Origin of the sequence: Micromonospora sp. NPDC005305, assembly GCF_040607315.1 — a bacterium.
GTDB lineage: Bacteria > Actinomycetota > Actinomycetes > Mycobacteriales > Micromonosporaceae > Micromonospora.
Map to the genome: position 1 here is coordinate 228,134 of NZ_JBEXGL010000009.1, position 26,511 is coordinate 254,644.

30 protein-coding genes and 1 pseudogene are annotated in these 26,511 nt (G+C 74.5%); 16 read left to right on the top strand and 15 right to left on the bottom strand.

The features are described 5' to 3' along the window. The first annotated feature begins 11 nt into the window (after window positions 1-11). Complete coding sequence (locus tag ABZS80_RS17935; RefSeq protein WP_355057090.1) at window positions 12-1,349, top strand: glutamate mutase L; 1,338 nt, start codon at window positions 12-14, stop codon at window positions 1,347-1,349. Between the two features lie 3 nt (window positions 1,350-1,352). On the opposite strand, the gene ABZS80_RS17940 is transcribed toward ABZS80_RS17935, so the two are convergent. Next, entirely contained in the window at window positions 1,353-2,246 is an 894-nt protein-coding gene (locus ABZS80_RS17940; protein ID WP_355057092.1) for a helix-turn-helix transcriptional regulator, read from the bottom strand. Window positions 2,247-2,429: 183 nt separating this feature from the next. On the opposite strand from ABZS80_RS17940, the gene ABZS80_RS17945 reads away from it, so the two are divergent. The 7 genes from ABZS80_RS17945 to ABZS80_RS17975 all read left to right on the top strand — a co-directional run bounded on the left by ABZS80_RS17945 (window position 2,430) and on the right by ABZS80_RS17975 (window position 8,106). After that, window positions 2,430-3,452, top strand: a complete 1,023-nt coding sequence (locus ABZS80_RS17945) for a zinc-dependent alcohol dehydrogenase family protein (protein WP_355057094.1) — start codon at window positions 2,430-2,432, stop codon at window positions 3,450-3,452. Window positions 3,453-3,478: 26 nt separating this feature from the next. Next, window positions 3,479-3,892 carry a cupin domain-containing protein gene (locus tag ABZS80_RS17950; protein WP_355057095.1) on the top strand — a complete coding sequence of 138 codons (414 nt, stop codon included), beginning with the start codon at window positions 3,479-3,481 and terminating at the stop codon, window positions 3,890-3,892. Window positions 3,893-4,342: 450 nt separating this feature from the next. Further along, complete coding sequence (locus ABZS80_RS17955) at window positions 4,343-4,651, top strand: hypothetical protein (RefSeq protein WP_355057096.1); 309 nt, start codon at window positions 4,343-4,345, stop codon at window positions 4,649-4,651. Further along, window positions 4,648-5,046 (top strand): hypothetical protein, encoded by a 399-nt coding sequence (locus tag ABZS80_RS17960; protein WP_151463595.1) that lies wholly within the window; start codon window positions 4,648-4,650, stop codon window positions 5,044-5,046. Before ABZS80_RS17955 ends, ABZS80_RS17960 begins: the two co-directional genes overlap by 4 nt. A gap of 78 nt (window positions 5,047-5,124) precedes the next feature. Beyond that, the gene (gene lnt, locus ABZS80_RS17965) at window positions 5,125-6,720 is read left to right on the top strand and encodes an apolipoprotein N-acyltransferase (protein ID WP_355057200.1); all 1,596 of its coding nucleotides are present in this window, start codon (window positions 5,125-5,127) and stop codon (window positions 6,718-6,720) included. 25 nt (window positions 6,721-6,745) lie between these two features. After that, window positions 6,746-7,534: a polyprenol monophosphomannose synthase gene (locus ABZS80_RS17970; RefSeq protein ID WP_355057097.1), complete on the top strand. Its 789-nt coding sequence runs from the start codon at window positions 6,746-6,748 to the stop codon at window positions 7,532-7,534. A gap of 56 nt (window positions 7,535-7,590) precedes the next feature. Further along, complete coding sequence (locus ABZS80_RS17975) at window positions 7,591-8,106, top strand: FxsA family protein (protein WP_355057099.1); 516 nt, start codon at window positions 7,591-7,593, stop codon at window positions 8,104-8,106. Between the two features lie 64 nt (window positions 8,107-8,170). On the opposite strand, the gene ABZS80_RS17980 is transcribed toward ABZS80_RS17975, so the two are convergent. Beyond that, on the bottom strand, window positions 8,171-8,512 hold the full coding sequence (locus ABZS80_RS17980; protein ID WP_007460094.1) for an RNA polymerase-binding protein RbpA: 342 nt from the start codon (window positions 8,510-8,512) through the stop codon (window positions 8,171-8,173). Window positions 8,513-8,733: 221 nt separating this feature from the next. Here ABZS80_RS17980 and ABZS80_RS17985 point away from each other — a divergent pair, with 221 nt between their 5' ends. Further along, window positions 8,734-10,215 (top strand): peptide MFS transporter, encoded by a 1,482-nt coding sequence (locus ABZS80_RS17985; protein WP_355057102.1) that lies wholly within the window; start codon window positions 8,734-8,736, stop codon window positions 10,213-10,215. A 12-nt stretch (window positions 10,216-10,227) separates the two neighbouring features. Here ABZS80_RS17985 and ABZS80_RS17990 read toward each other — a convergent pair whose 3' ends face one another. The 3 genes from ABZS80_RS17990 to ABZS80_RS18000 form a co-directional block, all read right to left on the bottom strand. Further along, entirely contained in the window at window positions 10,228-10,818 is a 591-nt protein-coding gene (locus ABZS80_RS17990) for a pyridoxamine 5'-phosphate oxidase family protein (RefSeq protein ID WP_355057104.1), read from the bottom strand. A gap of 73 nt (window positions 10,819-10,891) precedes the next feature. After that, entirely contained in the window at window positions 10,892-12,022 is a 1,131-nt protein-coding gene (locus tag ABZS80_RS17995) for a hypothetical protein (protein WP_355057106.1), read from the bottom strand. 26 nt (window positions 12,023-12,048) lie between these two features. Then, the gene (locus ABZS80_RS18000) at window positions 12,049-12,627 is read right to left on the bottom strand and encodes an XRE family transcriptional regulator (protein ID WP_355057108.1); all 579 of its coding nucleotides are present in this window, start codon (window positions 12,625-12,627) and stop codon (window positions 12,049-12,051) included. 84 nt (window positions 12,628-12,711) lie between these two features. Between ABZS80_RS18000 and ABZS80_RS18005 the strand changes: the two genes are divergently transcribed. From ABZS80_RS18005 to ABZS80_RS18015, 3 genes are all read left to right on the top strand, one after another. Next, complete coding sequence (locus tag ABZS80_RS18005; RefSeq protein WP_355057110.1) at window positions 12,712-13,017, top strand: hypothetical protein; 306 nt, start codon at window positions 12,712-12,714, stop codon at window positions 13,015-13,017. A gap of 9 nt (window positions 13,018-13,026) precedes the next feature. Then, the gene (locus ABZS80_RS18010) at window positions 13,027-13,536 is read left to right on the top strand and encodes an NUDIX domain-containing protein (protein ID WP_355057112.1); all 510 of its coding nucleotides are present in this window, start codon (window positions 13,027-13,029) and stop codon (window positions 13,534-13,536) included. A 94-nt stretch (window positions 13,537-13,630) separates the two neighbouring features. Beyond that, complete coding sequence (locus tag ABZS80_RS18015) at window positions 13,631-14,179, top strand: GNAT family N-acetyltransferase (protein ID WP_355057114.1); 549 nt, start codon at window positions 13,631-13,633, stop codon at window positions 14,177-14,179. A 12-nt stretch (window positions 14,180-14,191) separates the two neighbouring features. Here the strand turns inward: ABZS80_RS18015 and ABZS80_RS18020 are convergent, their stop codons facing one another. From ABZS80_RS18020 to ABZS80_RS18030, 3 genes are read right to left on the bottom strand one after another with little or no spacing between them, the layout of a single operon-like run. Then, a complete protein-coding gene (locus ABZS80_RS18020) occupies window positions 14,192-14,428 on the bottom strand; it encodes a hypothetical protein (RefSeq protein ID WP_355057116.1) in 237 nt (78 codons plus the stop codon). Then, a complete protein-coding gene (locus ABZS80_RS18025; RefSeq protein WP_355057118.1) occupies window positions 14,429-14,686 on the bottom strand; it encodes a hypothetical protein in 258 nt (85 codons plus the stop codon). Between the two features lie 41 nt (window positions 14,687-14,727). After that, the gene (locus tag ABZS80_RS18030; protein ID WP_355057120.1) at window positions 14,728-15,147 is read right to left on the bottom strand and encodes a DUF1232 domain-containing protein; all 420 of its coding nucleotides are present in this window, start codon (window positions 15,145-15,147) and stop codon (window positions 14,728-14,730) included. Between the two features lie 394 nt (window positions 15,148-15,541). Here ABZS80_RS18030 and ABZS80_RS18035 point away from each other — a divergent pair, with 394 nt between their 5' ends. Continuing rightward, window positions 15,542-16,027, top strand: coding sequence for a DUF1062 domain-containing protein (locus tag ABZS80_RS18035; protein ID WP_355057122.1), 486 nt, complete (start codon window positions 15,542-15,544; stop codon window positions 16,025-16,027). Between the two features lie 177 nt (window positions 16,028-16,204). Further along, window positions 16,205-16,684: a DUF1992 domain-containing protein gene (locus tag ABZS80_RS18040; protein WP_355057124.1), complete on the top strand. Its 480-nt coding sequence runs from the start codon at window positions 16,205-16,207 to the stop codon at window positions 16,682-16,684. 55 nt (window positions 16,685-16,739) lie between these two features. Here the strand turns inward: ABZS80_RS18040 and ABZS80_RS18045 are convergent, their stop codons facing one another. The 3 genes from ABZS80_RS18045 to rox all read right to left on the bottom strand — a co-directional run bounded on the left by ABZS80_RS18045 (window position 16,740) and on the right by rox (window position 20,409). Then, window positions 16,740-18,173, bottom strand: coding sequence for a DHA2 family efflux MFS transporter permease subunit (locus tag ABZS80_RS18045; protein WP_355057126.1), 1,434 nt, complete (start codon window positions 18,171-18,173; stop codon window positions 16,740-16,742). Window positions 18,174-18,248: 75 nt separating this feature from the next. Continuing rightward, on the bottom strand, window positions 18,249-18,833 hold the full coding sequence (locus ABZS80_RS18050; protein WP_355057128.1) for a TetR/AcrR family transcriptional regulator: 585 nt from the start codon (window positions 18,831-18,833) through the stop codon (window positions 18,249-18,251). Window positions 18,834-18,927: 94 nt separating this feature from the next. Then, window positions 18,928-20,409 carry a rifampin monooxygenase gene (gene rox / locus ABZS80_RS18055; protein ID WP_355057130.1) on the bottom strand — a complete coding sequence of 494 codons (1,482 nt, stop codon included), beginning with the start codon at window positions 20,407-20,409 and terminating at the stop codon, window positions 18,928-18,930. Between the two features lie 320 nt (window positions 20,410-20,729). On the opposite strand from rox, the pseudogene ABZS80_RS18060 reads away from it, so the two are divergent. Then, window positions 20,730-21,031: pseudogene (locus ABZS80_RS18060) on the top strand (hypothetical protein); the annotation flags it as partial. A gap of 195 nt (window positions 21,032-21,226) precedes the next feature. Continuing rightward, entirely contained in the window at window positions 21,227-21,475 is a 249-nt protein-coding gene (locus ABZS80_RS18065; protein ID WP_355057206.1) for a hypothetical protein, read from the top strand. A gap of 20 nt (window positions 21,476-21,495) precedes the next feature. Here ABZS80_RS18065 and ABZS80_RS18070 read toward each other — a convergent pair whose 3' ends face one another. The 4 genes from ABZS80_RS18070 to ABZS80_RS18085 form a co-directional block, all read right to left on the bottom strand. Then, on the bottom strand, window positions 21,496-21,978 hold the full coding sequence (locus ABZS80_RS18070) for a hypothetical protein (protein WP_355057132.1): 483 nt from the start codon (window positions 21,976-21,978) through the stop codon (window positions 21,496-21,498). Window positions 21,979-22,256: 278 nt separating this feature from the next. Further along, complete coding sequence (locus ABZS80_RS18075) at window positions 22,257-25,475, bottom strand: glycosyltransferase (protein ID WP_355057134.1); 3,219 nt, start codon at window positions 25,473-25,475, stop codon at window positions 22,257-22,259. Continuing rightward, window positions 25,472-26,038 carry a hypothetical protein gene (locus ABZS80_RS18080; protein ID WP_355057136.1) on the bottom strand — a complete coding sequence of 189 codons (567 nt, stop codon included), beginning with the start codon at window positions 26,036-26,038 and terminating at the stop codon, window positions 25,472-25,474. The genes ABZS80_RS18075 and ABZS80_RS18080 overlap by 4 nt, the downstream gene beginning before the upstream one ends. Before the next feature lie 207 nt (window positions 26,039-26,245). Beyond that, window positions 26,246-26,506, bottom strand: a complete 261-nt coding sequence (locus ABZS80_RS18085) for a hypothetical protein (RefSeq protein WP_355057202.1) — start codon at window positions 26,504-26,506, stop codon at window positions 26,246-26,248. Between the last annotated feature and the right edge of the window lie 5 nt (window positions 26,507-26,511).

The following is a 26,511-nucleotide window of genomic DNA, read 5'->3' on the forward strand; positions in this document are numbered from 1 at the left end:
GACGGCTCCGCGTGAACCTCGCCGTCTGCGCCGACGTCGGGTCGACGTACACCAAGGCCGCGGTGGTCGACCTCGACGGCGGCCGGCTCGTCGCCGCGGCGGCCGCGCCGACCACCGTCGGCACCGACGTGCTGCACGGCCTGGACACCGCGGTCGGCGCCGCCACCGCCGGGCTCACCGCCGGCGACCTGCCCTGGTACGTGTGCTCGTCGGCCGGCGGTGGCCTGCGGCTGGCCGTCATCGGCTACGAGCCGCTGGTTACCGCGCAGGCCGGCCGGCGGGTCGGGCTGTCCGCCGGGGCGAACGTGGTGCACGTGGCCGCCGGGCGGCTCGGCGCGGCCGACCTGACCGCGCTGCGCGCCGCCCGTCCCGACGTGGTGCTGCTCGTCGGCGGCACCGACGGCGGCGACGCCGACACCCTCACCCACAACGCCACCCGGCTGGCCCGGGCCCGCTGGCGGGTGCCGGTGGTGCTGGCCGGCAACACCGACGTCCGCGACGACCTGCACGCGCTGCTCGCCGCGGCGGGAGTGCCGGTCACCGCCGCCGACAACGTGCTGCCCCGCATCGGGGTGCTCGCCCCCGCGCCGGCCCGCGCCGCGATCCGCGAGGTGTTCCTGCGGCACGTCATCGGCGGCAAGAAGCTGTCCCGCGGCAGCCGCTTCGCCCGCCTGGTGCGGGCCGCCACCCCCGACGCGGTGCTCACCGGGGTGGAGGTCCTCGCCGACGCCCTCGGCGGGGACCTGGCCGTCGTCGACGTCGGCGGCGCCACGACCGACGTGTACTCGGTGCTCACCCCCGACGAGCGCGACACCGGCCCCAGCCAGGAGGTCACCGGCACCCTGTGGCGGGCCCGCACCGTCGAGGGGGACCTCGGCATGCGGTGGAGCGCCCCTGGCGTGGTCCGCGCCGCCGCCGAGGAACGCCTCCTCGCCGCGGGGGAGGAGGACGACCTGGCCGCCGCGGCGGCCGTGCGGGCCGCCGACCCCGGGTACCTGCCCGCCGGGGACGCCGACCGGGCCGCCGACCGGCGCATCGCCGCGCTCGCCGCGACCGTGGCGCTGCGCCGGCACGCCCGCGGCGCCGCCACCGGCGAACGCGCCGGCCGGGACCTGCGCGACGTCAAGCTGATGGTCGGCTCCGGCGGGGTGCTGCGGCACGCCGCGCCCGGCGACGCCGCCGGGGTGCTCGCCGCGGTCCTCGGCGACCACGCCGGCGGGTGGCCGCTGCCCCGGGCCGCCCGGCCCGTCGTCGACGTCGACTACGTCCTGGCCGCCGGAGGTCTGCTCGCCGCCGAGCACCCCGACGCGGCGGCCGCGCTGCTGCGCCGCCACCTCGGCGGGGTCTGAGCGCTACTCGGCGGGCAGCGTCGCGCCGCGGGCGTCCGCCTCCTGCGAGGCCGCCCAGGACGCCAGCAGCCGCAGGTTGTCCTCCGCGGCGGAACCGGGCTCGGCGGTGTAGATCACGAGGGAGAGGCCGGGTTCGGCGGTCATCGCGAGGGTCTCGAAGGCCAGGGTGAGATCCCCGACCGCCGGGTGGTGGAAACGCTTCACGCCGGTCCCGTGCCGGCGGACGTTGTGGGCGCCCCACCGGGTCCGGAACGCGTCGCTGCGGGTGGACAACTCGCCCACCAGGTCGTGCAGGTCCTTGTCGTGGGGGTCCCGGCCCGCCTCGGTGCGCAGCACGTCGACGGTGACGTCGGCCATGAGTTCCCAGTCGGGATAGAAGCGGCGCGCGGCGGGGTCGAGGAACTGGTAGCGGGCCAGATTCGGCGGCGGCGAGCCGCCGCCGGTGTAGATGTCGCTGAAGAAGCCGCGGGCCAGCTGGTTGGTGGCCAGCAGATCCAGGCGGCCGTTGCTGACGTACGCCGGGCCGGCCGTGACGGCGTCCAGGGTCCACTGCAGGCTGCGGTGCAGCGGCGCCTGCCGGCCCGCCCGCCGACGTGGCCGGGCGAGCGCGTCGGAGCCCTCGGCGGCCTGGGCCAGGTGGAGCAGGTGGGCGCGTTCGGCGTCGTCGAGCTGCAGGGCGCGGGCCACGGCCTCCAGGACGCCGGGGGAGACGCCCGCGAGGTGGCCGCGTTCGAGCTTGGCGTAGTACTCGACGCTCACGTCGGCGAGCGCGGCGACCTCGCTGCGGCGCAGCCCCTTCACGCGGCGCCGGGTGCCGGCCGGCAGACCGGCCCGCGCCGGGGTGATCTTGGCGCGCCGCGAGACGAGGAAGTCGCGGACCTGCTCATGGTTGTCCACGCGGTCGACCGTACGCGGCGGGGACCGCGGCAACCATGTACTGCCGGTACACCCCTCACCAGGAACTCCCTGCCGGCGCGGAAAGGGAGTTACCTGGTCCCCGGGCGGGACTAGGCGCCCGTCATCGGGGCATCCGTGCGGCGGTTCACCGCCGGACCCACACGATCGGCAAGGGAGAACATCATGCGTGGCGTCGTCATGCACGCACCCGGCGACGTCCGGGTGGAGGACCGCCCGGATCCGCGGATCGAGCAACCCACCGACGCGATCATCCGCGTGTCGGCGACCTGCGTGTGCGGCTCGGACCTGTGGCCGTACCGCGGGGTGCAGAAGGTGGCGGGCCCGACGCCGATGGGCCACGAGTACGTCGGCATCGTCGAGCAGGTCGGCGCGGAGGTGAGCACCGTCCGGCCCGGCCAGTTCGTGGTCGGTTCGTTCTGGGCCTCCGACAACACCTGCGAGATCTGCCGGGCCGGCTACCAGTCCGCCTGCGTGCACCGGGTGCCCATGGGCAGTCTCGGGTCCCAGGCCCAGTACCTGCGGGTGCCCCTCGCCGACGGCACCCTCGTCGCCACGCCCGAGGTGCCGCCCGCCGACCTGATCCCCAGCTACCTGGCCGCCTCCGACGTGCTGGGCACCGGCTGGTTCGCCGCGGTCGCCGCCCAGGCCGGCCCCGGCCGGACCGTCGCGGTCGTCGGCGACGGCGCGGTCGGCCTGCTCGCCGTCCTGGCCTCCCGGCAACTGGGCGCCGAACGCGTCATCGCGGTCAGCCGGCACGAGTCACGGCAGAAGCTCGCCTGCGAGTTCGGCGCCACCGACATCGTCACCGAACGCGGCGACGAGGGCGTGGCCCGGATCAAGGACCTCACCGGTGGGCTCGGCGCCCACTCGGTGGTGGAGGCGGTCGGCACGCAGGAGTCGATGTTGCAGGCCGTCCACTCCACGCGCGCCGGTGGGCACGTCGGGTTCGTCGGCGTCACCCACGACGTGGCCGTGCCCGGCATGGAGCTGTTCTGGTCCCTGGTGCACCTGCACGGCGGTCCCGCACCCGTACGCCGGTTCCTGCCGGACCTGATGCGCCTCATCGGCGACGGCACCATCAACCCGGGCCGCGTCTTCGACCTCGAACTGCCCCTCGACCGGGCCGCCGAGGGCTACACGGCGATGGACGAGCGCCGCGCCGTCAAGACGCTGCTGCGGCCCTGACCACCCCACGCACTTCAGGAGCAGGCATGGAACTCCGGCCCGTCAACCCCACCGTCAGGACACCCGCGTCGAACTTCACCGGCGACGTCTACCTGACCCCGATCCACACCGGCACCGAGCCGTCCCGGATGACCGTCGCCCTGGTCCGGTTCACCCCCGGCGCCCGCACCCACTGGCACTCCCACGCCGTCGGGCAGACCCTGCACGTCACCGAGGGCGTCGGCCTGGTCGGCACCCGCGACGGCACCGTGGTGCGCGTACGCGCCGGCGACACTGTCAGCTGCCCGCCCGGGGAGGAGCACTGGCACGGCGCCACCGCCGACACCTTCATGAGCCACCTGGCCCTGCTCGAAGCCCTGCCCGGCGGGCAGGACCCCACCACCTGGCTCGAACCCCTCCCCGACGAGCAGTACCAGGCGGCGCACCACCACCACACGTGAACGACCCCCGTTCGCATCGAGACGCGCCGACGCGACACGCCGTGTCGCAACACACGACAGGCCCGGGTGGGTTGACAGCGGCGGGGGTCCACGCCGTACCGTCTTTGAGTCCTACCACGGGAAGCGGCTGTTGTTCGCTTCGTCCCTTCGTCCGCTGGCCGAGCGACCGGAAGGTTGCGGCGGCCAGGTCCAGCGGGCGGGGGTCGGCGGGGCGGCGCGAACCGGCCGCGGTTACCGGTGTACGGGCAGGGTGAGAGGCACGGCCAGTAGACAACGGCCAGGCGGGGGCAGCCAGTCCACGTCGGGTCGGTCCGAAGGTCGGCGCCGATCGTCCTCGCCCCACCGGCCGGGAAGGGCCTGGGAGCATCGGGGCGCGGCGCGAGCCGCGCCCCGATTTTCGTGCCCGCCGGAGCCCCGGCCAGGGCGGTACGACCGGTTATGCTGTGCGGTATGACCGGAGCGGTGCGGAAGCTGTCGATCTCGGTTCCGCCGGACGTCGCCGAACGCCTCGAACGGGAACCCAACGCCAGCGCCTTCCTCGTGCACGCCGCGCGGGCGCTGATGCGCCGGGAAGCCCTCGACGCCGAGCTGGCCCACCAGGGCGTCACCGTCACCGAGGAGGGCGTCGCCCGGGCGCGGGCGACGCGCGCCGCCGTCGACGTGGCCTGGCCGGCCGAGCGCTACCAGGCGATCCGGGACCGCGCGCGGCAGGTCGCCGCCGACGGCGAGGACCTCGCCGCCCGGGTCACCGCCGCGTGAGCGACCCCGACGGCCCGCCCGTGCGGCTGGTCCTCGACCGGTCGGCGCTGCTGGCGTACGTGGCCGGGTCGGTGCACGTGGGGGAGACGCTGCACGAGGTCATCGCCGACGGGGTGCGCTTCGGGGTGACGGCGGTCGCCGCCGCCGAGGCGTACGCGGCCGTCGACGACCCGAAGGACCGGGGGGCGCTACGGCGGCTGCTCGCCCTCGACGCCTGCGCCGTCCTGCCCACCGACGGCGGGGCCTGGCAGGAACTGGCGTACTGGCGGGGCTTCACCGGGCGGGTCGACCTGGCCGCCACCGTGCTGGCCTGCCTCGACCACGACGCGCCGATCCTCACCGGCGAGTCCCGCTACGGCACCGACGACCTGCCGGTGATCCACCTGCCCGGGTGACCCGGCCCGGACGGGCCGACGGGCCCGTCCGCCGGGTAGCCTTCGGCCCGTGATCGTGGTGAGGTGCCGGTGACGACGCTGGACCGGGAAGAGACGCAGGCCACCGGCGGGGCACGCCTGGGCGCCGGCGGGGGACCGCTGCCGCTGAAACTGGCCGTCCCGGCGGCCCTGCTGGCCGGTCTGGCGCTGCTCGCCGCCTTCCCCCCGTACGGGCTGTGGCCCCTCGCCCCGGCCGGTGTGGCGCTGCTCGCCGCCGCGGCGCACCGGCGGCGGCTGCGCGCCGGCGCCGGGCTGGGCTTCCTCGCCGGGGTGGCGCTGTTCGCGCCGCTGCTGGAATGGACCAACCTGCACACCGGCTACCTGCCGTGGCTGCTGCTGTCCCTGCTCCAGGCCGGCTACCTGGCGCTGCTCGGCGCCGCCACCGCCTGGGTGTCCCCGCTGGTCGACCGGCACCGCGCGGCGTGGCCGCTGGTCACCGGGGTGCTGTGGGTGGGCCAGGAGGCGCTGCGTGACCGCACCCCGTTCGGCGGCTTCCCGTGGGGACGGCTGGCGTTCAGCCAGGACACCTCCCCGCTGCTGCGGCTGGCCGCGCTCGGCGGCGCCCCGCTGGTCACCTTCGCCGTGGCCCTCGCGGGCGGGATCCTGCTCACCCTCGCCTGGCGGGACTGGCGCCAGCCCGCCGGGCTGTGGCGGCCCGTGGCCGGCCTCGCCGCCGCCCTGGCCGCCGTGCTCGCCGCCGGCCCCGCCGTGCCGGCCGGGGTACGCGGCGGCGGCGACACTGTCACCGTCGCCATCGTCCAGGGCAACGTGCCCCGCCTCGGGCTGGACTTCAACGCCCAACGGCAGGCGGTGCTGAACAACCACGTCGAGGCCACCCTGAAACTGGCCGAACAGGTCGCCGAGGGCACACAACGCCACCCCGACCTGGTGGTGTGGCCGGAGAACTCCAGCGACATCGACCCGCTGCGCTACCCCGGCGCGGGCGAGCGGATCTCCCAGGCCGCCGACACCATCGGCGCACCCATCCTGGTCGGCGCCGTGCTGCTCGGCCCCGGCGAGGGCGAGGTCCGCAACGCCGGCCTGCTGTGGCGCCCCGGCAGCGGCGCCGACCTCGACCAGCTCTACACCAAGCGGCACCCCGTGCCGTTCGCCGAGTACGTGCCGCTGCGCGAGATCGCCCGGATGGTCAGCTCCGAGGTCGACCGGGTCCGCTCCGACTTCGTCCCCGGCAGCACTCCCGGCGTGCTGGACACCGGCGTGGCCACCCTCGGCGACGTGATCTGCTTCGAGGTCGCCTACGACGGCATCGTCCGGGACACCGTCACCGGCGGCGCGCAGCTGCTGGTCGTACAGACCAACAACGCCACCTTCGACGCGGCCGAGGCCCGCCAGCAGCTGGCCATGGTCCGGCTGCGCGCCGTCGAGCACGGTCGCGCCGCCCTGATGGCCTCCACGGTCGGTGTGTCCGGGTTCGTTTCCCCGGACGGGCGGGTAGACGGTGCCACCGGGTTCAACACCTCCGCGGTGGTGGTGCGGCAGATGCGGCTCGGCGACGGGCGTACCCCGGCCACCACGGCGGGGGTGTGGCCGGAGGTGGCCCTCGCGGCGCTCGCCGTCGCGGCCCTGGCCGGCGCGGCCGTGCTGCGCCGGCGCCGGGAGGTCGACCCGGGGTAGGACGACGAGCGGGAGGCGGTAGACGGTGGGCGTGGTAGCCGACAGGCGGACGGTCGGCCATCCCGGGGTGGGACGGGTCCTCGTGGTCATTCCCACCTACAACGAGGCCGACAACGTCGACCGGATCGTCGCCCGGGTGCGGGAGGCGGCGCCGGGGGTCGACGTCCTCGTCGCCGACGACAACAGCCCCGACGGCACCGGCGCCATCGCCGACGGCCTCGCCGGCGCCGACCCGCACGTGCACGTGCTGCACCGCCCCGGCAAGGACGGGCTGGGCGCCGCCTACCTGGCCGGTTTCGCCTGGGCCCGGCAGCGCGGCTACGACGCCGTGGTGGAGATGGACGCCGACGGCTCACACGCCCCGGAGGACCTGCCGGCGCTGCTGGACGCCGCCCGCGACGCCGACATGGTGATCGGCTCCCGGTGGACCCGCGGCGCGCGGGTGGTGAACTGGCCGCTGCGGCGGCTGCTGCTGTCCCGCGCCGGCAACCTCTACGCGCGCCTCGCGCTCGGCGTGCCGGTCTCCGACGCCACCGGCGGCTACCGGGTGTACCGGGCCGCCGCGCTGGACGCCATCGACCTGGCCTCGGTGCGCTCGCAGGGGTACGCGTTCCAGGTGGAGCTGTCCCGGCTGGCGCACCGCGCCGGGGTGCGCATGGTCGAGGTGCCGATCACGTTCGCCGAGCGGGAGCACGGCGACAGCAAGATGAGCCCGCTGATCGTGGCGGAGGCGCTGTGGCGGATCACCACCTGGGGGCTGCGGGACCGCCGTGCCGCGGCGCGCCGCCCCGACGCGCTGGCCCGCTGGCCGTGAGCGCGGGCGTGTCATGCTGGAGGGGCGTGATGACACCCCCGGGCGGATGAGGTGAGATGCGCCGAGGACTGAAGTACGTACCACCGGCCCTGCTGCTGCTCGCGCTGGTGGAGCTGGCCGTGTTCGTCCTGGTCGGCCGGGGCGTCGGGTTCGGGTTCGCGGTGCTGCTGGTGTTCGCGGCCTCGCTGCTGGGCCTGGTGCTGCTGCGCCGGGAGGGCATGCGGGCCTGGCGCGGCTTCCGGGCCGCCGTGGAGTCCCGGCAGCCGCCGGGTCAGCAGGTCACCGACGGCCTGGTGGGCCTGCTCGGCGCGCTGCTGCTGGCGTTGCCCGGCCTGGTCAGCGGCGCGGTGGGGCTGCTCCTGCTGGTGCCGCCGGTGCGGCGCCTGGCCCGCTCCGGGGTGCGCCGAGCCACCGAGCGCCGGGTGTCGTCGATGGTCGCCGGTGACCTGTTCGGGCCCCGCCGGGTCCGGGTGCGTCGCGGCGCGCCCCAGCCCACCCCGGCGCCGCAGCCGCCGCCGGTCACCGAGCCGGGCCGCGCCATCGAGGGGGAGATCGTCGAACCCGGCCGCTGAAACCGGACAGACATGACGAAGCGCCCCCGGGGTGATCCCGGGGGCGCTTCGTCGTTACGGGTGCTCAGGCGCGACCGCGGCGGGTGCGGACCTCCTGCAGCCGCTCGGCGAGGATGTCCTCCAGCTCGGCGATCGAACGCCGCTCCAGCAGCATGTCCCAGTGGGTGCGCGGCGGCTTGGCCTTCTTCTGCTCCGGCTCGTTGCCGTCGACCAGGCGGGCGACGCTGCCGTCGAACTTGCACTCCCAGGTCGTCGGGACCTCGGCGTCGACGGCGAACGGCACCTCGAACTGGTGCCCCTTCGCGCAGAGGTACTCGCGGGTCTGACGCGGCGCGAGCTCCGTGTTGCGGTCGGATTCGTAGCTGACTGCGCCCAGCCGGCTACCGCGCAGCATACGCTCGCCCATGATCGACTTCCCCTCGTTCGTGGTGCTGGTCATCAGGTGTAACGGCCCGTCACCGCCGCCCCATTCCCGGCCATGCCGACGGCCCGGCACGGGGTCGGGATCCTCAACAGTAGCCGGTCATGACAGCTGCCCGGCGGGGTCGTCCCCGGCCGGGCCGAATCGGTGGAGTGTTTCGACTGTCAACGGGGATGTTAGCCGCCTCCACGTGTGCGGAGGTGACGATGACCGGTGACGCGCCGGCCGAGGCCCGAGCGCCCGGCGGGAAGACGTTCTTCGGCCACCCGCGGGCGCTGTCCACGCTGTTCCTCACCGAGATGTGGGAGCGGTTCAGCTTCTACGGGATGCGCGCCATCCTCGTGCTGTACCTGACCGCGTCGGTCGCCGACGAGGGGCTGGGCATCGGTGAGTCCACCGCCAACGCCGTCTACGGCACCTACAACGCCATGGTCTACCTCATGGCGCTGCCCGGCGGGTGGGTGGCCGACCGGCTGATCGGCGCACGGCGCAGCGTGCTCTGGGGCGGCGTGGTGATCGCGGCCGGGCACTACGTGATGGCCGTGCCGGCCCGGTGGAGCGTGTTCGCCGGGATGACGCTGATCGTGCTCGGCACCGGCCTGCTCAAGCCGAACATCTCCACCATGGTCGGCGACCTCTACGACCGGGACTCCCCGCGCCGCGACGCCGGCTTCTCGATCTTCTACATGGGCATCAACCTGGGCGCGTTCATCGCCCCGCTGATCACCGGTTTCCTCGGCGAGAAGATCAACTGGCATCTGGGCTTCGGCGCGGCCGCCATCGGCATGACCTTCGGCGTGATCCAGTACGTGCTCGGCCGGCGCAACCTCGGTGACGCCGGCGCCCGGCCGGCCGACCCGCTGCTCGGCGCCGACCGGCGGCGGGCGCTGACCCGCATCGCCGTCGTCACCGTGGTGGTGCTCGTGGTGCTGGCCGTGCTCGCCGTGATCGGGCTGTTCACCGTCGACACGGTGGTGAACCTGCTCACCCTCGTCACCGTGCTGGTCACCATCGCCTATTTCGCCCGGATCCTGACCGACCGGGAGATCAGCGGCACCGAGCGCAGCCGCATGAAGGCGTACGTGTGGCTGTTCGTCTTCGCCGCGGCGTTCTGGCTGATCTACGACCAGGCCGGGTCGGTGCTGAACATCTTCGCCGAGGACCAGACCGACCGGAACGTCGGCGGCTTCACCTTCCCGGCGTCCTGGCTGCAGTCGGTGAACCCGATCCTGATCATCATCGGGGCGCCGCTGGCCGCCGCGCTGTGGCTGAAGCTCGGCCACCGGGTCTCCACGCCGACGAAGTTCGCCGTCGGCCTGGTGCTCAACGGCCTGTCGTTCGTGCTGATGGCCGCCGCCGCGCAGGCCGCCGTCGGCGGCGACCTGGTCTCCCCGTGGTGGCTGGTCGCGGTGTACGCGATCCAGGTCGCCGGCGAGCTGGCGCTGAGCCCGGTGGGCCTGTCGGCCACCACGAAGCTCGCCCCGGTGAAGTACGCCAGCCAGATGCTGGGCCTGTGGTTCCTCGCCACCGCCGTCGGCGACGCGATCGGTGGTCAGGTCGCCCGGCTCGCCGACAGCTGGTCCGAGCCCACGTACTTCCTGACCTTCGGGCTGGCCTCGGTGGTGCTCGGGTTCGCCGCCGTGATGTTCACCCGGCAGATCCGGCAGCTGATGGCCGGCATCCACTGACCGGCCCGGACGTCACCGGGCCGGTGTCGGCGGCAGCGGCAACGGCAGGCCCGGCAGCCCGTCGATGCTGGTCGCCACGTGCTCCTTGCCGGCGAAGTACACGCTCAGCGACGCGTCGTCCTCCCGGGCGAACCGCCGCCCGTGCAGGTCGCGGTCGGCCCCGTACGTCATCAGCGGCACCGCGTAGCCGCAGGTGTCGCGGATCAGCTCGGCGCGGACCACGACGATCGCCCGCAGGCCGTGCGGGTCCGGGTCGATCTCGGGGAAGTGGCCCAGCAGCTCCGGCCAGCGGGGGTCGTCGCGGAACACCGGCTCGCCCCGCCCGTGCACCCGGACGATGTTCGGCGGGCCGTCGAAGGCGCACCACATCAGCGTGATGCGGCCGTTCTCCCGCAGGTGCGCCACGGTCTCGGCGTTGCTGCCGGCGAAGTCCAGGTAGGCGACGGTCAGCTCGTCGAGCACCGCGAAGGAGCCGCGCAGGCCCTTGGGGGAGAGGTTGATCGTGCCGTCGCCCGCGAGGGGGGCGGTGGCCGTGAAGAACATCGGCTGCGCCTCGATGAAGGTCCGCAGCCGCCCGTCGATGCGCTCGTACGTCTTACCCACGCCCGGATCATCCTCGCCGTAGGCCACCTCCCGCTGACCCGTCCCCGCCCGTCCCAGCCCGTGGCCGGCGGGCTCAGCCGGTGCGCGAGCCCAGCCGGGCCAGGGCGCTGGCCAGATCGCTGACCTGGTCGGCGAGCTGGCCGGCCCGCCGCTGGGCGGCGTCGCGGTCGGTCTCGGCGGCGGCCAGCCGTACGGTCAGCTCGGCCAGCCGGGCCTCGACGGCGGCGGTGGACTGCCGTGCGGCCGCCAGCTCGGCGGCCAGGGCGTCCCGCTCGGCGGTCCGGGCCGCCAGCTCCTCCCGGGCGGCGGAGGCCGCCGCCACGGCCTCCCCGCGGCCGGCCTCGGCCCGGTCCCGGGCGGCCTGCGCCTCGGCGGCCTCCGCGCGGGCCCGCTGCGCCGTCTCCTGCGCGGCCTGCCGCGCCTGCTCGGCCTCCGCGCGGGCCGCCGCGGCGTCGGCCCGGGCTCCGTCGGTCTCGGCGCGCAGCCGCTCGGCCCGGTCGAGGGCCTCACCCGCCGAGCGGGTGGCCCGCTCGGCGTCGACCCGGGCGGCGTCCCGTTCGGCGGTCAGGTCGGTGACCCGCCGGCGCTCACCGTCGCGTTCGGACCGCACGGTACGCAGCTCGTGACGGGCGGCGTCGCGGTCCCGCTCGGCCTGCACCCGCAGCGCCTGCGCGGCCCCGGCCTCGCCCCGCGCCTCGTCCCGGGCCGCCTCGGCGCGCCGGCCCCGGTCGGCGGCCGCGGTCGACGCCGCCTCGGCGCGGTCGGCCCGCTCCCGGGCGGCGTCACGTTCGGCCAGCGCCGCCTGCGCCTCCTGGCGGGCGCGCGCGGCGGCCGCGGCGGCGTCCTCGGCGTCCCGGCGGGCCTCGTCGCGTGCGGTGTGCGCCGCCGCCACCTGGGCGGCCGTCTCGGCGCGGACCTCGGCGAGCTGCCGCTCCACCCCGGCCGGGGACAGCTCGGCGTGCAGCGCCTCGGTGAGGGTCTCCACGACCTGGTCGAGCCGGTCCACGGCCTCCCAGGTGCGGGCCACCTGCCCGGGCAGGCCGGGGGCGTTGCGGTGGCGCATCCGGGAGTTGCGCGACGCCCGCTGGCAGGCGCCGTCGTTGTCCCGGCAGTACCGGAAGGGCCGGCCCGCGCCGGCGCGCTGCGGCACATCCCGTCCACAGTGGGCGCAGGGGCGGGTCTCGGGGGCGGTCTGGGCGTCCATCGGCGGCGAAGTCTAGTTGCCGGAAGTCACGACGGCGTCGACGGCCCGGTGCGGACGACGGCCTGGTCGCCGTGCGGCCCGAACAGGTGCAGGATCTCGACGGTGTCCGTGCCGGCCGGGCCGAACCAGTGCGGCTCGCCGGTGTCGAACTCGGCGACCTCGCCGGGGGCGAGGGTGAACTCGCGGTCACCGAGGACGAGACGCAGCCGCCCGGCGAGCACGTAGAGCCATTCATATCCGGCGTGGGTGACGAGGCTCGGCTCCCGAGGCGCGAGTACCTGCTTGAACACCTGGACCCGCCCCGGATACTGCGTCAGGGGCACCACCACGCCGCCGCGGCGGCGCCGGTGGGGCCGCAGGTGGACGCGGGGGTCGCCGGTGGCCGGCGCCGCCACCAGCTGATCCAGCGCGACGCGGTGGGCGCGGGCCAGCGGGATCAGCAGTTCCAGCGTGGGGCGCCGCTTGCCCGACTCGAGGCGGGACAGTTTGCTCACCGAGATGCCAGTCTGCGCCGCGAGATCCTCCAGCGTGAGCTCGCGGTCGCGGCGCAGCGCGCGCAGCCGGGGCCCGATGGCGTCGAGGAGTTCCGTGAGGTCGGCTTCCACCCCGTCATCTTTGCGGTTTCCGCAAGACGGCTGGGCCCGGGTGCCGCCGGTACCCACGTCGGGGTCAGCGTCGTCTACCCGAGCATGGTCGCCTCACCGATCCACGACACCACCGCCGAGGCCGGGCTGTCGCTGAGCGGGGTGTCCCGGCTGGAAACCGTCGAGGGGGTCGTCGCCGCGATCCTGCGCACCGCGACCGCCCGCCGGGCGCCCCGGGACGTGGCCACCACCCCCCGGGGCCGGCTGGAGCTGGCCCTGGCCCGGCACGCGCCCGCGCTGGCCGACCGGCTGGTGCGGCGTACCGTCGCCGGGCGGATCGCCGCCGGCGACCTGGACGCCGCGCCGCTGGCCGCCGGCATGGTGCGGCGGCACCGGGAGGCCCGCCGGTAGGGTGCCGCCATGCCTGTCTCGCCCTACATCGCGCGGATGCGCCGGCACATCGGACGCGACCTGCTCATGCTCTACGGGGTCAGCGCCGTCGTGACCGACGAGGCGGGGCGGGTGCTGCTGGCCCGGCGGGGCGACAACGGCCGCTGGTCGGTGCCGGCCGGCACCGTCGACCCGGGCGAGCAGCCCGCCGACGCGCTGGTCCGCGAGGTCCGCGAGGAGACCGGCATCGAGGTCGAGATCGAGCGGATCGGCGGGGTGGCCACCCACCCGGTCGTCTACCCCAACGGGGACGCCTGCGAATACCTCAACGTCTGGTTCCGTTGCCGGGCCGTCGGCGGTGTGCCCACCGCCGACGGCGACGAGTCCCTCGCGGTCGGCTGGTTCGCCCCGGGCGAGCTGCCCGAGCTGGACGAATGGTCCCGCCTGCGGATCGCCACGGCGCTGCGCGAGGACCCGCACCCCTGGTACGCGGCACCGGGCGAGCACCACCCCGCCCTGCACCGGCCGGACAACCTGTGAGCGGTCCGGGGGTGGCGACGGCGGCGCGCGAGCGGTCGGCGGCGACGCGAGGGCGGGCTCGCGGCGCGGCGGCGTGACGCGCCACACTACCGGGATGCCGATCGTGCTCCACGCCGCCGCCACCCCCTCCGCCCCCGGCCTGCTGCTGCGGCCGTGGCGCGACGACGACGCCGAGGCGCTGCTGGTTGCCTACCGGGACCCGGTGCTGCGCAGCTGGACCCGGTACCCGGTGACCACCCGGGCGGAGGCCAGGGCGTTCCTGCGCCGCAGCCGCCAGGGCTGGGCGGCCGGCAGCCGGTTCAGCTTCGCCGTGCTGGAGGCCGCGGCCGAGGGGGAGCGGCTCGTGGCCAACGTGGTGCTCAAGGACGTCACGCCCGGCCGGCCGGCCGCCGAGGTGGGCTACTGGACGGCCGCGCCGGCCCGCGGGCGCGGGGTCGCGCCGCGGGCCGTGGAGACGGTCACCGGTTGGGCGTTCGCCCGCTTCGGCGCGGGCGGCCTGACCCGCCTGGAACTGCTGCACCAGGTGGACAACCCGGCCTCCTGCCGGGTGGCGGAAAAGAGCGGGTACGCCTTCGCGGAGGTGCTGCCGGCCCGGCCGCCGTTCCCGCGCGACGGCCACCGCCACGTCCGCCTGCTGTCCTGAGCCGGGACGCGCTCAGCGGCCGGCCAGGAAGAGCAGGGCGGCCGCGACCAGTCCCGCCTCCACCAGGGCGACGAAGGTGCGGTCGCTGATCCGGCCGACGATCCGTCGCCCCACCCACGCGCCGGCCAGGGTGGCCGGGGTCCGTGCCGCGCCGAGCAGCAGCACCTGCCGGTCGAGGAGTCCCGCCCCGGCGTACCCGGCGGTCTTGGCCAGGTGCAGGGTGAGCGCGGCGGCCGCCTCGGTGCCCACCTACGCGGCCCGGGTCAGCCCGTAGGCCAGGAAGAACGGCGCGGTCAGCGGGCCGACCGACCCGAGCAGCGCCGACCCGAGCCCGGACACCGCGCCGACCGCCACGAAGGTCCGCGCACCGGGCCGTGCGGGTGGCCGGCCGAGGCGACGCCAGGCCACCACGCCCAGCAGGAACACCCCGAGCAGCCGCTTCAGGGCGGACAGCGGCGCGTGTGCCAGCAGCGGCGCGCCACCGAAGCCGGTCACCGCGGACAGCACGGCCAGCAGGAACGCCGCCGCCGAGGCCGCCAGCAGGCCGCTCAGCGGTGGCGCCCCTCGGTGCTCTCGCCGGTCGGAGCCGGGCCGAGCAGGCGCAGCAGCCGGGGCTCGCCCGGCCAGGCGTCGAGCAGCACCTGCCGGGGCACCTGCCGGCCGGCGTAGCGCAGCGCGAGCGCCACCACCACGATGTCGTCCAGCGGGCCGATGACCGGCAGGAACTCCGGGATCAGGTCGATCGGGCTGGCCAGCCAGAGCCCGGCGAACACGATCGCGACCCGGGCCCGCCGCGGCACCCGGGGGTCGCGGCGCAACCGGCGCACGGTGGTCAGGCAGTCCGGGATGAACGCGGCGAGGTCGCGCAGGATGCCCGGCGGCAGCCGCCGGGCCAGCAGCACCAGCAGTGCCCAGCTGGCCAGCAGGCAGACCACCGCGACCCCGAGGCCGATGAGCCAGTCACGCACGCCGCTGGTCCCTCCCGCCGGGGGTACGGGCCGCCGCCGGCCCACCAGGAATGTACGCCCCCATACATGAGGGTCAGTCGTAAACCGTTTGAGCCCTGCTTCCGGGTTCCCGTAGGTTGCCCGCAACCCGTCGGACTGAAGACAGAGGACAAAACCGCGTGACCCCGCCTGCTCTCTAGACCAGACACCTTCTTCCGCTCACCGGTAGCCGACGCTCCCGTCGGTTCCGCCGGGCTGCCCCTGTGCGCCCGGTCGTACAGCGATTGAGGCCGCGCGTGATCGGCCTCGTGTCAGGTCTAGAGATCAGGTCTAGCGAGTCATGTCTTCATCCCCTCATATCGTGCTGCCCTGGGTTGTTCGTCGGACCAGGCTGCCGCTGCTGTCGTTGCGGTGCGTGGACTGCCGGTCGGAGTCGGCGACCACCGGCGCCGGCAGATTCCGGGTCAACGCCAACGGCAAGCTGCTGGACGTGTGGCTGCTCGTCCGCTGCGTGTCCTGCGACCGGACGAGCAAGCTCACCGTGCACGAACGGACGGCGGTCAGGTCCATCGATCCGGGCGAGTTGCACGGCTACCACGTCAACGATCCGGAACTGGTGGCCTCCCGGCTGTTGGACCCGCTGCTCGCCCGGCGCAACCGCTTCACCCTGGACTGGACGGGAGCCTGGCGGCTGGACACCCTGTCGGAACGGCTCGACGAGACGTGGCCGGTGCGGGTGGACGTCGCCTTCGAGGATCCGGTACCGGTACGCCCGGAACGGCTGATCGCGCAGGGTCTCGGCTTCAGCAGGACCGAGGTGTTGCGCCGGATCAAGTGCGACATCTCGCTGCGCCGTTCGACGAGTGCCGGCTTCACCTTCACGGTGACGGCCGGGGACTAGCCCCGGGGTGTAGCCGGGCGGGCCACTCGATCTGCCCGGCTACCCCCGAAACCCGCCGATACGGGACAGACAGGGCTTCGTGGTCGCTCTTCTTCAGCCCCGGGAACAGCCGGGTCCAGGTCGGCGCTGAAACGGGTCGGTGACCGGCGGATACGGTGGGAACGGGAGGTGACGGCGGTGACGACAGGCTGGGAGGCCGCGGTCGAGGCGCAGATTCGCTCGGCCCAGCAGCGCGGCGAGTTCGACAACCTGCCGGGGGCCGGCAAGCCGATCCCCGGCCGCGACCTGCCCTACGACGAGGGCTGGTGGATCCGGAGCTTCCTGGAGCGCGAGCAGCTTCCCGGTGACCTGCTCCTGCCCACCCCGCTGCAACTGCGCCGGCGCATCGAGAAGCTCCCCGACGAGGTGCGCGACCTGCCCACCGAGGAGTCGGTGCGGGCGTACTTGGCCGCCCTCAACACCGAGGTGGTGGCCTGGCTGCGCACGCCCACCGGGCCGCGCGTGGTGGTACGCCCGGTCAACGCCGACGACGTGGTCCGTGACTGGCGGGCCGCCCGGGAGCGGGCCGCGGCCGAGCGGGTGGCCGTCGCGACGGACCCGGCGACCGTCCCGGCCCCGCCGAGGCGTCGCCCGTGGTGGCCCTGGCGACGCCGCTGATTCGCCGCCGTCGGGGACCACCACCCCCGAGCCGGTGGTCCCCGACGGCGGCTGTTCAGGCCGGCCCGACGCCGGGACGCGGCACCCTGGTCGCCGGCAGCAGCAGCGCGGGCAGCGCCGCCAGCAGCGTGAACCCGAGCACCCACCAGAAGGTCGCCCCGAACGCGGCCGCCCGCCCGGCCGCGCCGCCCTGCCCGGCGAGCTGCCGTTGCAGCACCACGGCCAGCACCGCCCCGCCGAAGGCCCCGCCGAGCTGCTGGAAGATCCGGATGGCGCTCGTCGCCCGGGGGATCGCCGCCGGCGGCAGTCCCTGGTACGGGCTGGCCAGCACCGGCACCACGGTGGCCCCCATGCCGACGCCGGTGACCACCAGCGCGCCGGCGAGCAGCGGCTGCGCCGTGTCCGCCGCCACCTGGGTGTACGTGAGCGTGCCGGCGGCGGCCACCACCAGCCCGACCAGCACGATCGGCCGGGGTCCGATGCGGTCGGTGAGCCGCCCGGCGGCCACCAGCCCCACCGCCATGCCCACCCCCTGCGGCGCCAACAGCAGCCCCGCCGCCAGCGCGGACGCACCCCGCACCTGCTGCTGGTAGAGCGGCAGCAGGATGATCGCCCCGAACAGGGCGACACCGGAGAGGAAGACGACCGCCGCACAGGCCGCGAACGTCCGGTCGGCCAGCAGCCGCAGGTCGATCAGCGGCTCGCGCCGGGTCCGCAGCGCGTGCCCGGCGAACCCGGCCAGCAGCAGGCCGCCCAGACCCACCGCGACGAGCACCGCGGGGTCGTCGAACCGGCCGTGCCGGCCGGCCTCGGCCAGGCCGTAGACCACGGCGGCGCAGCCGGGCGGCAGCAGCGCCAGCCCGGTCAGGTCCAGCGGGGCGGCGACCGCCGCCCGGTCGTCGGGCACCGCCCGGCGCGCCAGAAGCAACCCGGCCAGGGCGACCGGCAGGTTGACGAAGAAGATCCACCGCCAGCCCAGGTCGTCGACGATCAGGCCGCCGAGGACCGGCCCGAGAACGGGACCGAGCATGGCGGGTACGCCGATGGCGGCCATCACCCGACCCAGCCGGTCCGGACCGGCGGCCCGGGCCAGGATGGTCTGCGCCAGCGGTACGAGCATGCCGCCCCCGGCGCCCTGCACGACCCGGAACACGATCAGGCTGCCCGCGGACCAGGCCAGCCCGGACAGCAGCGAGCCCAGCAGGAACCCGGCGAGGCCGAGGGTCCAGAGCGTGCGGGTGCCGAACCGGTCGGCGGCCCACCCGGTCAGCGGGATCATCGCCGTCATCGCCAGCAGGTAACCGGTGCCGACCCACTGGACGGTGGACAGGGTCGCGCCGAACTCCCAGAGCAGCGTGTGTACGGCGACGTTGGTCATGGTGGCGTCGAGCTGCACGGCGAGCGCCCCGAGCATCACCACCCCGACAAGGCGGCGCAGCGCCGGTGGCATCCCGGACGCCGGCGCGGGCGGCTCCACGGTCCGATCCATCGGGTCCTCCCTCGATCCTGCGGTAAACACTTACTGCGCTGGTGGGGCTTCCGCCGTCGGTGGCTGTGTCCTGGTTCAGTGGCGCGCGACCGGCCCGGTCATCCCGTCGAGCAACTGCCCGATCACCCGGTCCCGCAGCTGGGGCCCGCCCGCCTCGCCGGCGAACGGGGGAGCGAAGACCTGCAACGCCACGAGCGCGCCCATCGCGGTCGCGTACGCCACCTCGAACGGGCAGTCCGGGCGGAAGACACCCTCCGCCTGGCCGCGCGCGTACAGGTCCCGGATCGCCTCGGGGAGTTGGTCGGCGGTGGGCAGGGAGAGGGCGCCGGACCCGCTCAACGACTCGTGCAGCATCAGCGCCAGCAGCCGAGGGCGGGCCCGCAGCACGTCGTAGAAGCCGGTGAAGGCGGCCCGCATGCCGGCGTACGGGTCGAGGGCGGCAGCACGGTCGAGCACCGGCGCCCAGGCCGCCGCGAGCTCCGCCCGCTGCTCGTCGACGACGGCGGCGTAGAGGCCCTCCTTGCTGCCGAAGTGGTGGTAGATCATGCGCTCGTTGACCCCGGCGCGCCGGACGACGGCCTGCACCCGGGTCCCGTGCAGGCCGGTGCGGGCGAACTCCTCCGCCGCGGCGTCGAGCAGGGCGGCCCGGCTGTCACTCATGCAGTAAGTATTTACCGAACGATCTGGTGGACCGCAACCCCGCCACCTGTCGTCAGGTGGCGGGGTCGCGTCCACGGTGCACCTCAGGCGGACATCAGCTGGGCTTGCCGAACCAGCGGGACAGGTGGTCGTCCAGGTCCTGCTGGTCGTCGCCGATCCAGGCGACGTGGCCGTCGGGGCGCAGCAGGACGCACGGAACATCCAGTACGGCCGTGGGATCCCCGAGGTAGTCGACCCGGTCCGACCAGCCGCCGACGGTCAGGCGTTCGGTGCGGTCCAGCAGCAGGCCGCGGCCGCGATGCAGCAGACCGTAGAGGTGGCCCTGTTTCACGTCGACGTCGGGCAGGCGGCGGCCGAGCAGGTCGGGGCCTGCGCCGAAGTCGTAGCGGATGCCGGTCGCGGTGATCTTCTCGATCAGGTAGCGGTTCACCTCGTCGAAGTCCATCAGTTCGGTGAGCAGCCTGCGCACGGCCTGCGCGCCCGGTTCGGTGGACAGCAGCTCCATCTGGGCGCGGGTGTTGTCCAGGACGTCCTCGGCGACCGGATGGCGTTCGGCCTGGTAGGTGTCCAGCAGTGTTTCCGGCGCCCAGCCGCGGATCTGCGCGGCCAGTTTCCAGCCGAGGTTGAAGGCGTCCTGAACGCCCAGGTTGAGGCCCTGTCCGCCGATGGGTGGATGGATGTGTGCCGCGTCGCCGGCCAGCAGCACCCGCCCGACCCTGTACCGGTCGGCCAGCCGTGTGGCATCCCCGAAGCGGGACAGCCAGCGTGGGGAGTGCACGCCGAAATCGGTTCCGGCGATGGCGCGCAGCTGTTGTTGGAAATCCTCGAGTGTGGGCGGTACCGCGCGATCGCTGACTCCCGCTGCCGGGACCACCACGCTGTAGACCTCTCCGAAGGGCCGGAGCCAGAACCGCTGATAGGTCTCGCGGAGTTCAGCCACCTTGGCGGCGATTTCCTCCGGCGGCACACCCACGTGCATCTCGCCCATCAGCGTGTCGTTCCGCGAGGGCTCGCCGGGGAAGCCGACGCCGAGCAGTTTGCGCACCGTACTGCGCCCGCCGTCACAGCCGACGAGATAGCGCGCACGCAGCTGTTCCCCGTCGGCCAGCTCGACGGTCACCCCGTCGTCGTCCTGCGCGACATCGGCCACCGCACAACCGCGCCGGACCTGCGCACCCAGCTCGATCGCATGTTCTTCGAGCAGGCGGACGATGACCGGCTGCGGGATGCCCAGCAGATAGGCGTGCGCGGAATCCAGGCCCGCGGGTGCGGGCTTGTTGATCGCGGCGAAGAAGCCGGCGGCCGGACGCCGTCTTCCGTGTTCGAGGAAGCGCTCCAGCAGGCCGCGCATCGCCATCAGCTCGATGGTGCGCACATGCAGGCCGACGATGCGGACGAACGACGCGGGCTCGGTGTCCTTCTCCAGGACGAGGACCCGCACGTCGTGTAGCCGCAGTTCGGCGGCCAGCATCGCACCGGTCGGCCCGCACCCAGCAATGATCACGTCGTACGGGAGGGGCCCGCGACCGGCGCCGGAGGATGGCGACGGCTCGGCGGGGAACCGCAGAGACGGCATAGGTGTTGCCTTTCGGGAGTGCCTTGGTGGCGAGGCGCTCCGGCGACACCTAGGTCAATCGCCCGGCCGTGACGGGATGGGGAGCACCCACAGCGATACATCGTTCATGGGTCTCACCTCCTCGGGCGGTGTCACGGGCATCTGCAAGCTACAAGCCTGAGCATCACCCGTCCAGCCCTTTTCCCGGCTCGTGAATTCCGCCGTATTTCCGGATTACCGGTAACACCAATCCAGCAAACAAGCCGGACAAAGGGTGCAGAACGAGGAGACACCATAATGACAGTTATGGGCGCGCGGGGCCGCCGGCGCGGGTCGTGGCCGCCGAGCGCCCCACATCCGCGATCGAGATCGTCACCGACGACATGCCGTTTCTGGTCGACTCGGTGACCGCGCTGCTGCACGCGCACCATCTCGACGTGCACCTGGTGGTGCACCCGCTGGTGGTGGTCCGCCGCGAGCCGAGCAGGCCGACGCGATCGCCGGCGGCCTGGTCGAGAGCTGGATGCGGATCGAGATGGACCCGGTCCGCGACGCGGCGGAGCGGGAGAAGCTGCGCCGGGAGCCGCAGCGGGTGCTCACCGACGTGCGGGAGGCCGTCGAGGACTGGCCGAAGATGCGGCAGCCTGGTCCTGGTCCTGGCCCTGACCTCGGGCGCGCACCTGGGACAGCCCCCGACCGGCCGGTCCTAGGCTGGCGGCACGGTGACCCACGACGCGGTGGGTCCAGAGGGGAGCGACCAACGACGTCCGGTGTGCAGCCGGTTCCGCTCACCAACGAGTCCGCCCGCACCACCTCTGATCGAAGGGACCTCGTCACCATGACCGCTCTCCCGTCGGCGCCCGCGCCGCGGCCGCCCGGCGACCCGGGCGGCCGGCTCGCCCCGGGCCACAAGGCCCTGTTCTTCGCGCTCGTGTTCGTCACCGCGCTGCTGGTGGCCAGCTGGACGGGATTCCTCGTCTGGGTCAGCACCAACCAGCTGGCCGAGGCCGTCCTGCGGTCCGGTGTGGCCTTCGCCGGCGCCGTCGGTCTCTGCCTCGCGGTCGGGGCGGCGTACCGCCAGCGGTGAGGTGGCCGCGGGAGTCCTCGTCACTGGCCGAGGCGGCAGTGGGGGAGTGCGTGGGCCGGCGCTCGCCTGGCCCGGGCCGCGTTGGCGGCGAGCGCGACGTCGAGGAACGCGCCGACACCGACCTCGGTGGCGTCGGCGAGCCGGGCGATGAGCAGCAGTCGCCGCCGCAGCGCCCCGGGCTCGCGGGCCCCGGACTGCGCCGGGCGCCGGCCACCGGGGTACGGCGACGCCTGGCGCCGGGTCGTCGTGGAGGCGGGAGCGTCGTCGTCGAGTTGCGCGGCGAGCAGCGGCCACACGTCCTGGCCGTCCGGGTCGAGTTCCTCCACGAGCAGCGCGGCGGTGTCGCCGAGCACGTGGTGGACCCAGGGGTGCGGAAGCCGCGCCAGCCGGTCGACGGCGTCGTCGACGCCGGCCAGGTCCGACTCGTCGGCGGCCCGCACCCCGGCCACCACCGCGTTCCACAGCTCCTGTTCCGCCGGGGTCGGCGGGTGCCGCATTGCCATCTTCGCTCCGCTTCTGACCTGTGAGGGGGTCAGGCGTCGAGAGTCCGGGGCGGCCGGTGCGCCGCCCGGGTCGGGGGTGGCCGGCACGGGCCCGTAGGAGGGCGAGACCCGTGCCGGCCGCGGTGATCACCCCAATCACCGCGTTGGCGCCGCCGCGGGCTGCCGACCCGCGATGACGTCGTCTCCGAGGTGGACGGTGCGAACGCGTCCGCCAACTGAGTCAAGTATCAGACATATTTGCCTGATTATGACGATTTGAATGTTCGTGTTGTATGTGTTCACGTCCGCACCGGGGTTGGTGCGCGTTCCACGGCGGTGGGACGCTCCACGGGCGGTGTCGCGGTGTGCCGGCCGCTCGCGCGGCGGGGCCAGGGCAGCAGCCGTGGCGACCGCCGGGCGCTGAGGTCCTCGATCCACCCGAGGGCCAGCACCAGGCCGGTGAGCAGCACCAGGGCGACCGTGAGGTAGCCCACCTGGCCGAGCCGCCAGAAGCCGACCAGGTCGCCCACGGTGTAGCAGGCCGCGATGGCGGCGTTGTGCCAGAGGTAGATGGTCAGCGCCCGGCTGTTCAGCGCGGTCACCAGCCGGTCCAGTGACCGGAGCCGCGACAGCCAGCCCATCGGCGGCGCGGCGCGCAGCAGCACCAGCACGAACCCGAGCGACCAGAACGCCTGCGCCACGGGGATGTCGTTGAGGTCGCCTCCCGCGTCGGGATGAGTGGCGAGCCAGCCGACCGCCGCGCCCAGGCAGAGCGCCGCGAAACCCAGCAGCGCCGGCAGCGGTAGCCGCCGCAGCCGGCGGTCCTGGTGCGCGAAGCCCACGAGCCAGCAGGCGGCGAACGTGACCAGGTCGGTCAGCACCGACTCCACCGGCCCGTCGAACCCGGGCGCCGCGGTCTGGAGCAGCACCACGCCGGCCAGCGGCACGGCCACCGACCACAGCGGCCACCGCCGGTGCAGCGCCAGCATCGCGGGGGAGAGCAGCACCAGCCAGAGGTACGTCACCAGGTACCAGAGCACCCCGGTCACGTCGGCCGCCCACGCGCTGCCCGGCGGCTGCACCAGCGGCACCGCCCAGCTCAGCAGCGCCGGCCAGGCGGGCCGGTCGGACCAGCCGTGCCAGAGCATGAGTGGCACGAGCACCACGGCCAGGGCCCACAGCCCCGGCAGCAGGCGGCGCAGCCGGCCGCTGACCGCCCGCTCCGGCGTACGGTCCAGCGAGCGGGCCATCAGCGACCCGCCGAGGGCGAACATCACCCCCATGGCGGGGAAGACGAAGCTGAGCCAGGCGGCCCCGAACATGTGGTACGCGACGACCCGGCCCAGCGCGAGGGCCCGCAGGGTGTCGAACCAGCGGTCGCGCCCCGGCCGCGCCCCGGGCGCGGGCGTCTCCTCGACCGCGTCGCCGGCCCGCTTGACCCGGCGCCAGCCCAGCCGCGCCCCGGTCAGCGCGGTGACCACGGACCGGGCCAGCACCAGGTACATCAGCTGGCGGTAGGCGAACTGCTGGATCGGCAGGGTGAGCAACGGGCGCAGCGGTTCCCGGTCCAGCTTGAACGCCACCGCCGCGGTGAGCAGCTGCACGGCCAGCATGACCAGCCAGGCCACCGCCGTCTTCGTGGTGTCCAGGAAGAACAGTCCGTAGACGGCGAGCAGGTCGAGCACCGGCCCGAGCAGGGGGAGCAGCACGCCGAACAGGGCGAGCATGGGCAGCCCGAAGCGGCCGAACCGGGCGCCCGGGCCCCGGTCGCGCAGGGCGCCGCGGTGCTTCCACATCGACTGGAGGGTGCCGTAGCTCCAGCGGTAGCGCTGCCGCCACAGGTCGCCCACCGAGGCGGGCGCCTCCGTCCAGGCCCGGGCGCGGTCCTGGTACACCACGCGCCAGCCGGCGCGCAGGACCGCCATGGTGACGTCGGTGTCCTCGGCGAGGGTGTCGCCGCTCATCCCGCCGACCCCGGTCAGCGCCCGACGGCGGAAGGCACCGATCGCGCCGGGCACGGTGGGGATGCAGCCCAGCTTCTCGTAGAACCGGCGGTCCAGGCTGAAGCCGATGACGTACTCGATGTGCTGCCACTGGCCGAGCAGCCGGCGCCGGTTGGCGACCTTGACGTTCCCGGCCACCGCGCCGATGCGCGGGTCGGTGAACGGCTCGACGAGCCGCCGGATCGCGTCCGGCTCGAAGACGGTGTCCGCGTCGACGGTGACGATGATGTCGTGCGAGGCGTACAGGAGTCCGGTGTTGAGGGCCGTCGCCTTGCCGCCGTTGGGTTTGCGGATCACCCGGACGCCGGGCAGGCCGAGGGAGTCGACGAGGTCGGCGGTGCCGTCGGTCGACCCGTCGTCGACCACGATCACCTCGATGCCGCGGTGGTCGTTGGCGACCAGGGACCGGACGGTGGCGACGATGCCGGCCCGCTCGTTGTAGGCGGGCACGATGACCGAGACCGGCGCGTTGGTCACTCCCCACGGCCAGCGGTGGGCCCGCCGGCGTCGGGCGAGCCGGTTGGCCAGCAGGAGCAGCATCACGGTGCGGGCCAGCATGAGCAGGCCGACCACCACGAAGACCAGGGCGAGCCCGCGCAGGATCCCGTCGGCCAGCCGGATCGCCCAGCAGATCGGGGCGGCCCGCCAGCGGTCCGAGGTGGACGCCGGGACGTTGCCGGCGAACGCGGCCGCGTCCGGTCGCGCCCGGTTGATCCCTCCGCTGACCGTGGTGAAGGTGTAGCCGCGGGCCTGCATCAGCGGGATGAACCGGTCCAGGGCCGCGAGGGTCTGTGCCCGGTCTCCCCCGGCGTCGTGCAGCAGCACCACGGCGCCCGCGTCGCCGGCCGGCGTCAGGTTCCGCACGATGGTGTCCACCCCGGGCCGCGCCCAGTCCTCGCCGTCGAGGTCGTTGACCACAGTCAGGTAGCCCTGCCCGGCGGCCCGGCGGATCACCGGCCAGTTGGCGTCGTCGACGGCGCTGGGGACCGAGGAGTACGGGAAGCGCAGCAGGCTCGTCCGGATCCCCGCGGCGTGCACGATCGCCATCTGGGTCTGCGCGTACTCCATCCGCTGCCGCCAGGCGGGCAGCAGGCTGGCGTCGGGATGGGTGAAGGTGTGCACGCCCAGCTCGTGTCCCTCGGCCACCGCACGGCGGGCCAGGTCCGGGTGGCGGGCCACCTCCGACCCGATGACGAAGAAGGTGGCCGGGGCGTGGTGCCGGCGCAGCACGTCGAGGACCCGGGGGGTCCAGGTCGGATCCGGCCCGTCGTCGAAGGTGAGGGCGATGGTCCGCGTGGGCAGCCGGTAGGTCCGGGGCTGCGCACCGCGGGCGTCGAGCACCGGCCCGCCGTCCAGGATCTCCGTGGGCACGGTGACCTGGTCCTCGGCATCGCGGACGTGGTCGGGGCGGAAGCGGGCGTTCGCGTACGCCTCGACCAGCAGCACGGACCCGACCACCAGGGCCAGCGAGGCGACGACGAACCGGCCGGCGGTGCGACGACTCGGGAGCGTCATCCGACGACCTCCGGACCGATCCCGGGCAAGGTGGTGCCGGGCTCGGTGGTCGCGGACGGCGTCGGGGTGACGGGCGGTGTCGGGTCCTGCGGCGACGGGGTCGGCGACGTGGTCGGGGCGGCGGGTGGGTCCTTCGGCGGCGCGGCGACCGGGGCGGGGTTGACCTGCCGGGGCGCCAGGCGCGCGTTGCGGGCCGGGCGTTGCGCGGCGGCCGGCGCCGCCGGCGCCTCCCGGGCCTTCGTCGACGGCTGAGCGGGGCGCGGCGCAGTGGTCCCGGGCGAGGGGACGAGGACGGGTGGGCGGGTGGCTCCGCCGCTCGGGGCGCCGCCGACCGAGATCGGGCCGGGCAGCATCGGCGTCGCAGGGCCCGGGAGCAGGGCGGCGGCGGCCATCGGCAGATAACTCAGCGAGGCCACCGCCACGAGGACGCCGGCGCGCCGGATCCGTTGCCGGCGGGCGCCGGTGGCGTCGACGAAGACCGGTCGGGCGGGGCGGGGCGGGACCGTTGTCATCGGAGGGTGCGGATCGCCGGGGAACCCGTCGAACGAGATGCGAGAAGCCACTGGCTGAGGCTATTGGGGAGGTTGTGAGTGTATGTCCCGGTTTGGAGGTGAGGAGAAGGGGCGGATCTTTCGCCATTCGCATATCCGGAGCAAGAGGCACGGTCAGCCCCAGACCACCCAAACGTGCGTTGAGCGGCCAAACAGGATTAACGTCTACAATGCGCCGCGGGCCACCCCGCTCCGGGGTGGCCCGCGGCGGTCGGTCGGTCAGGACTGGGTGCGGTCGTCGATCTCGGTGCCGGACTCCCCGGGTCGGGCGCCGATCGCCTCCTCGGCGGCCCGCCCGCCGGTGCTCTCGTCACCCAGGTCCAGGCTGCTGCGGGGCAGACCCGACAGCCCGGCCGGGTCCTCGGTCGGCTGGTCCGGCCAGTCGTCCTCGGTGCGGTCGTCGATCTCGGTGCCGGACTCCCCGGGTCGGGCGCCGATCGCCTCCTCGGCGGCCCGCCCGCCGGTGCTCTCGTCACCCAGGTCCA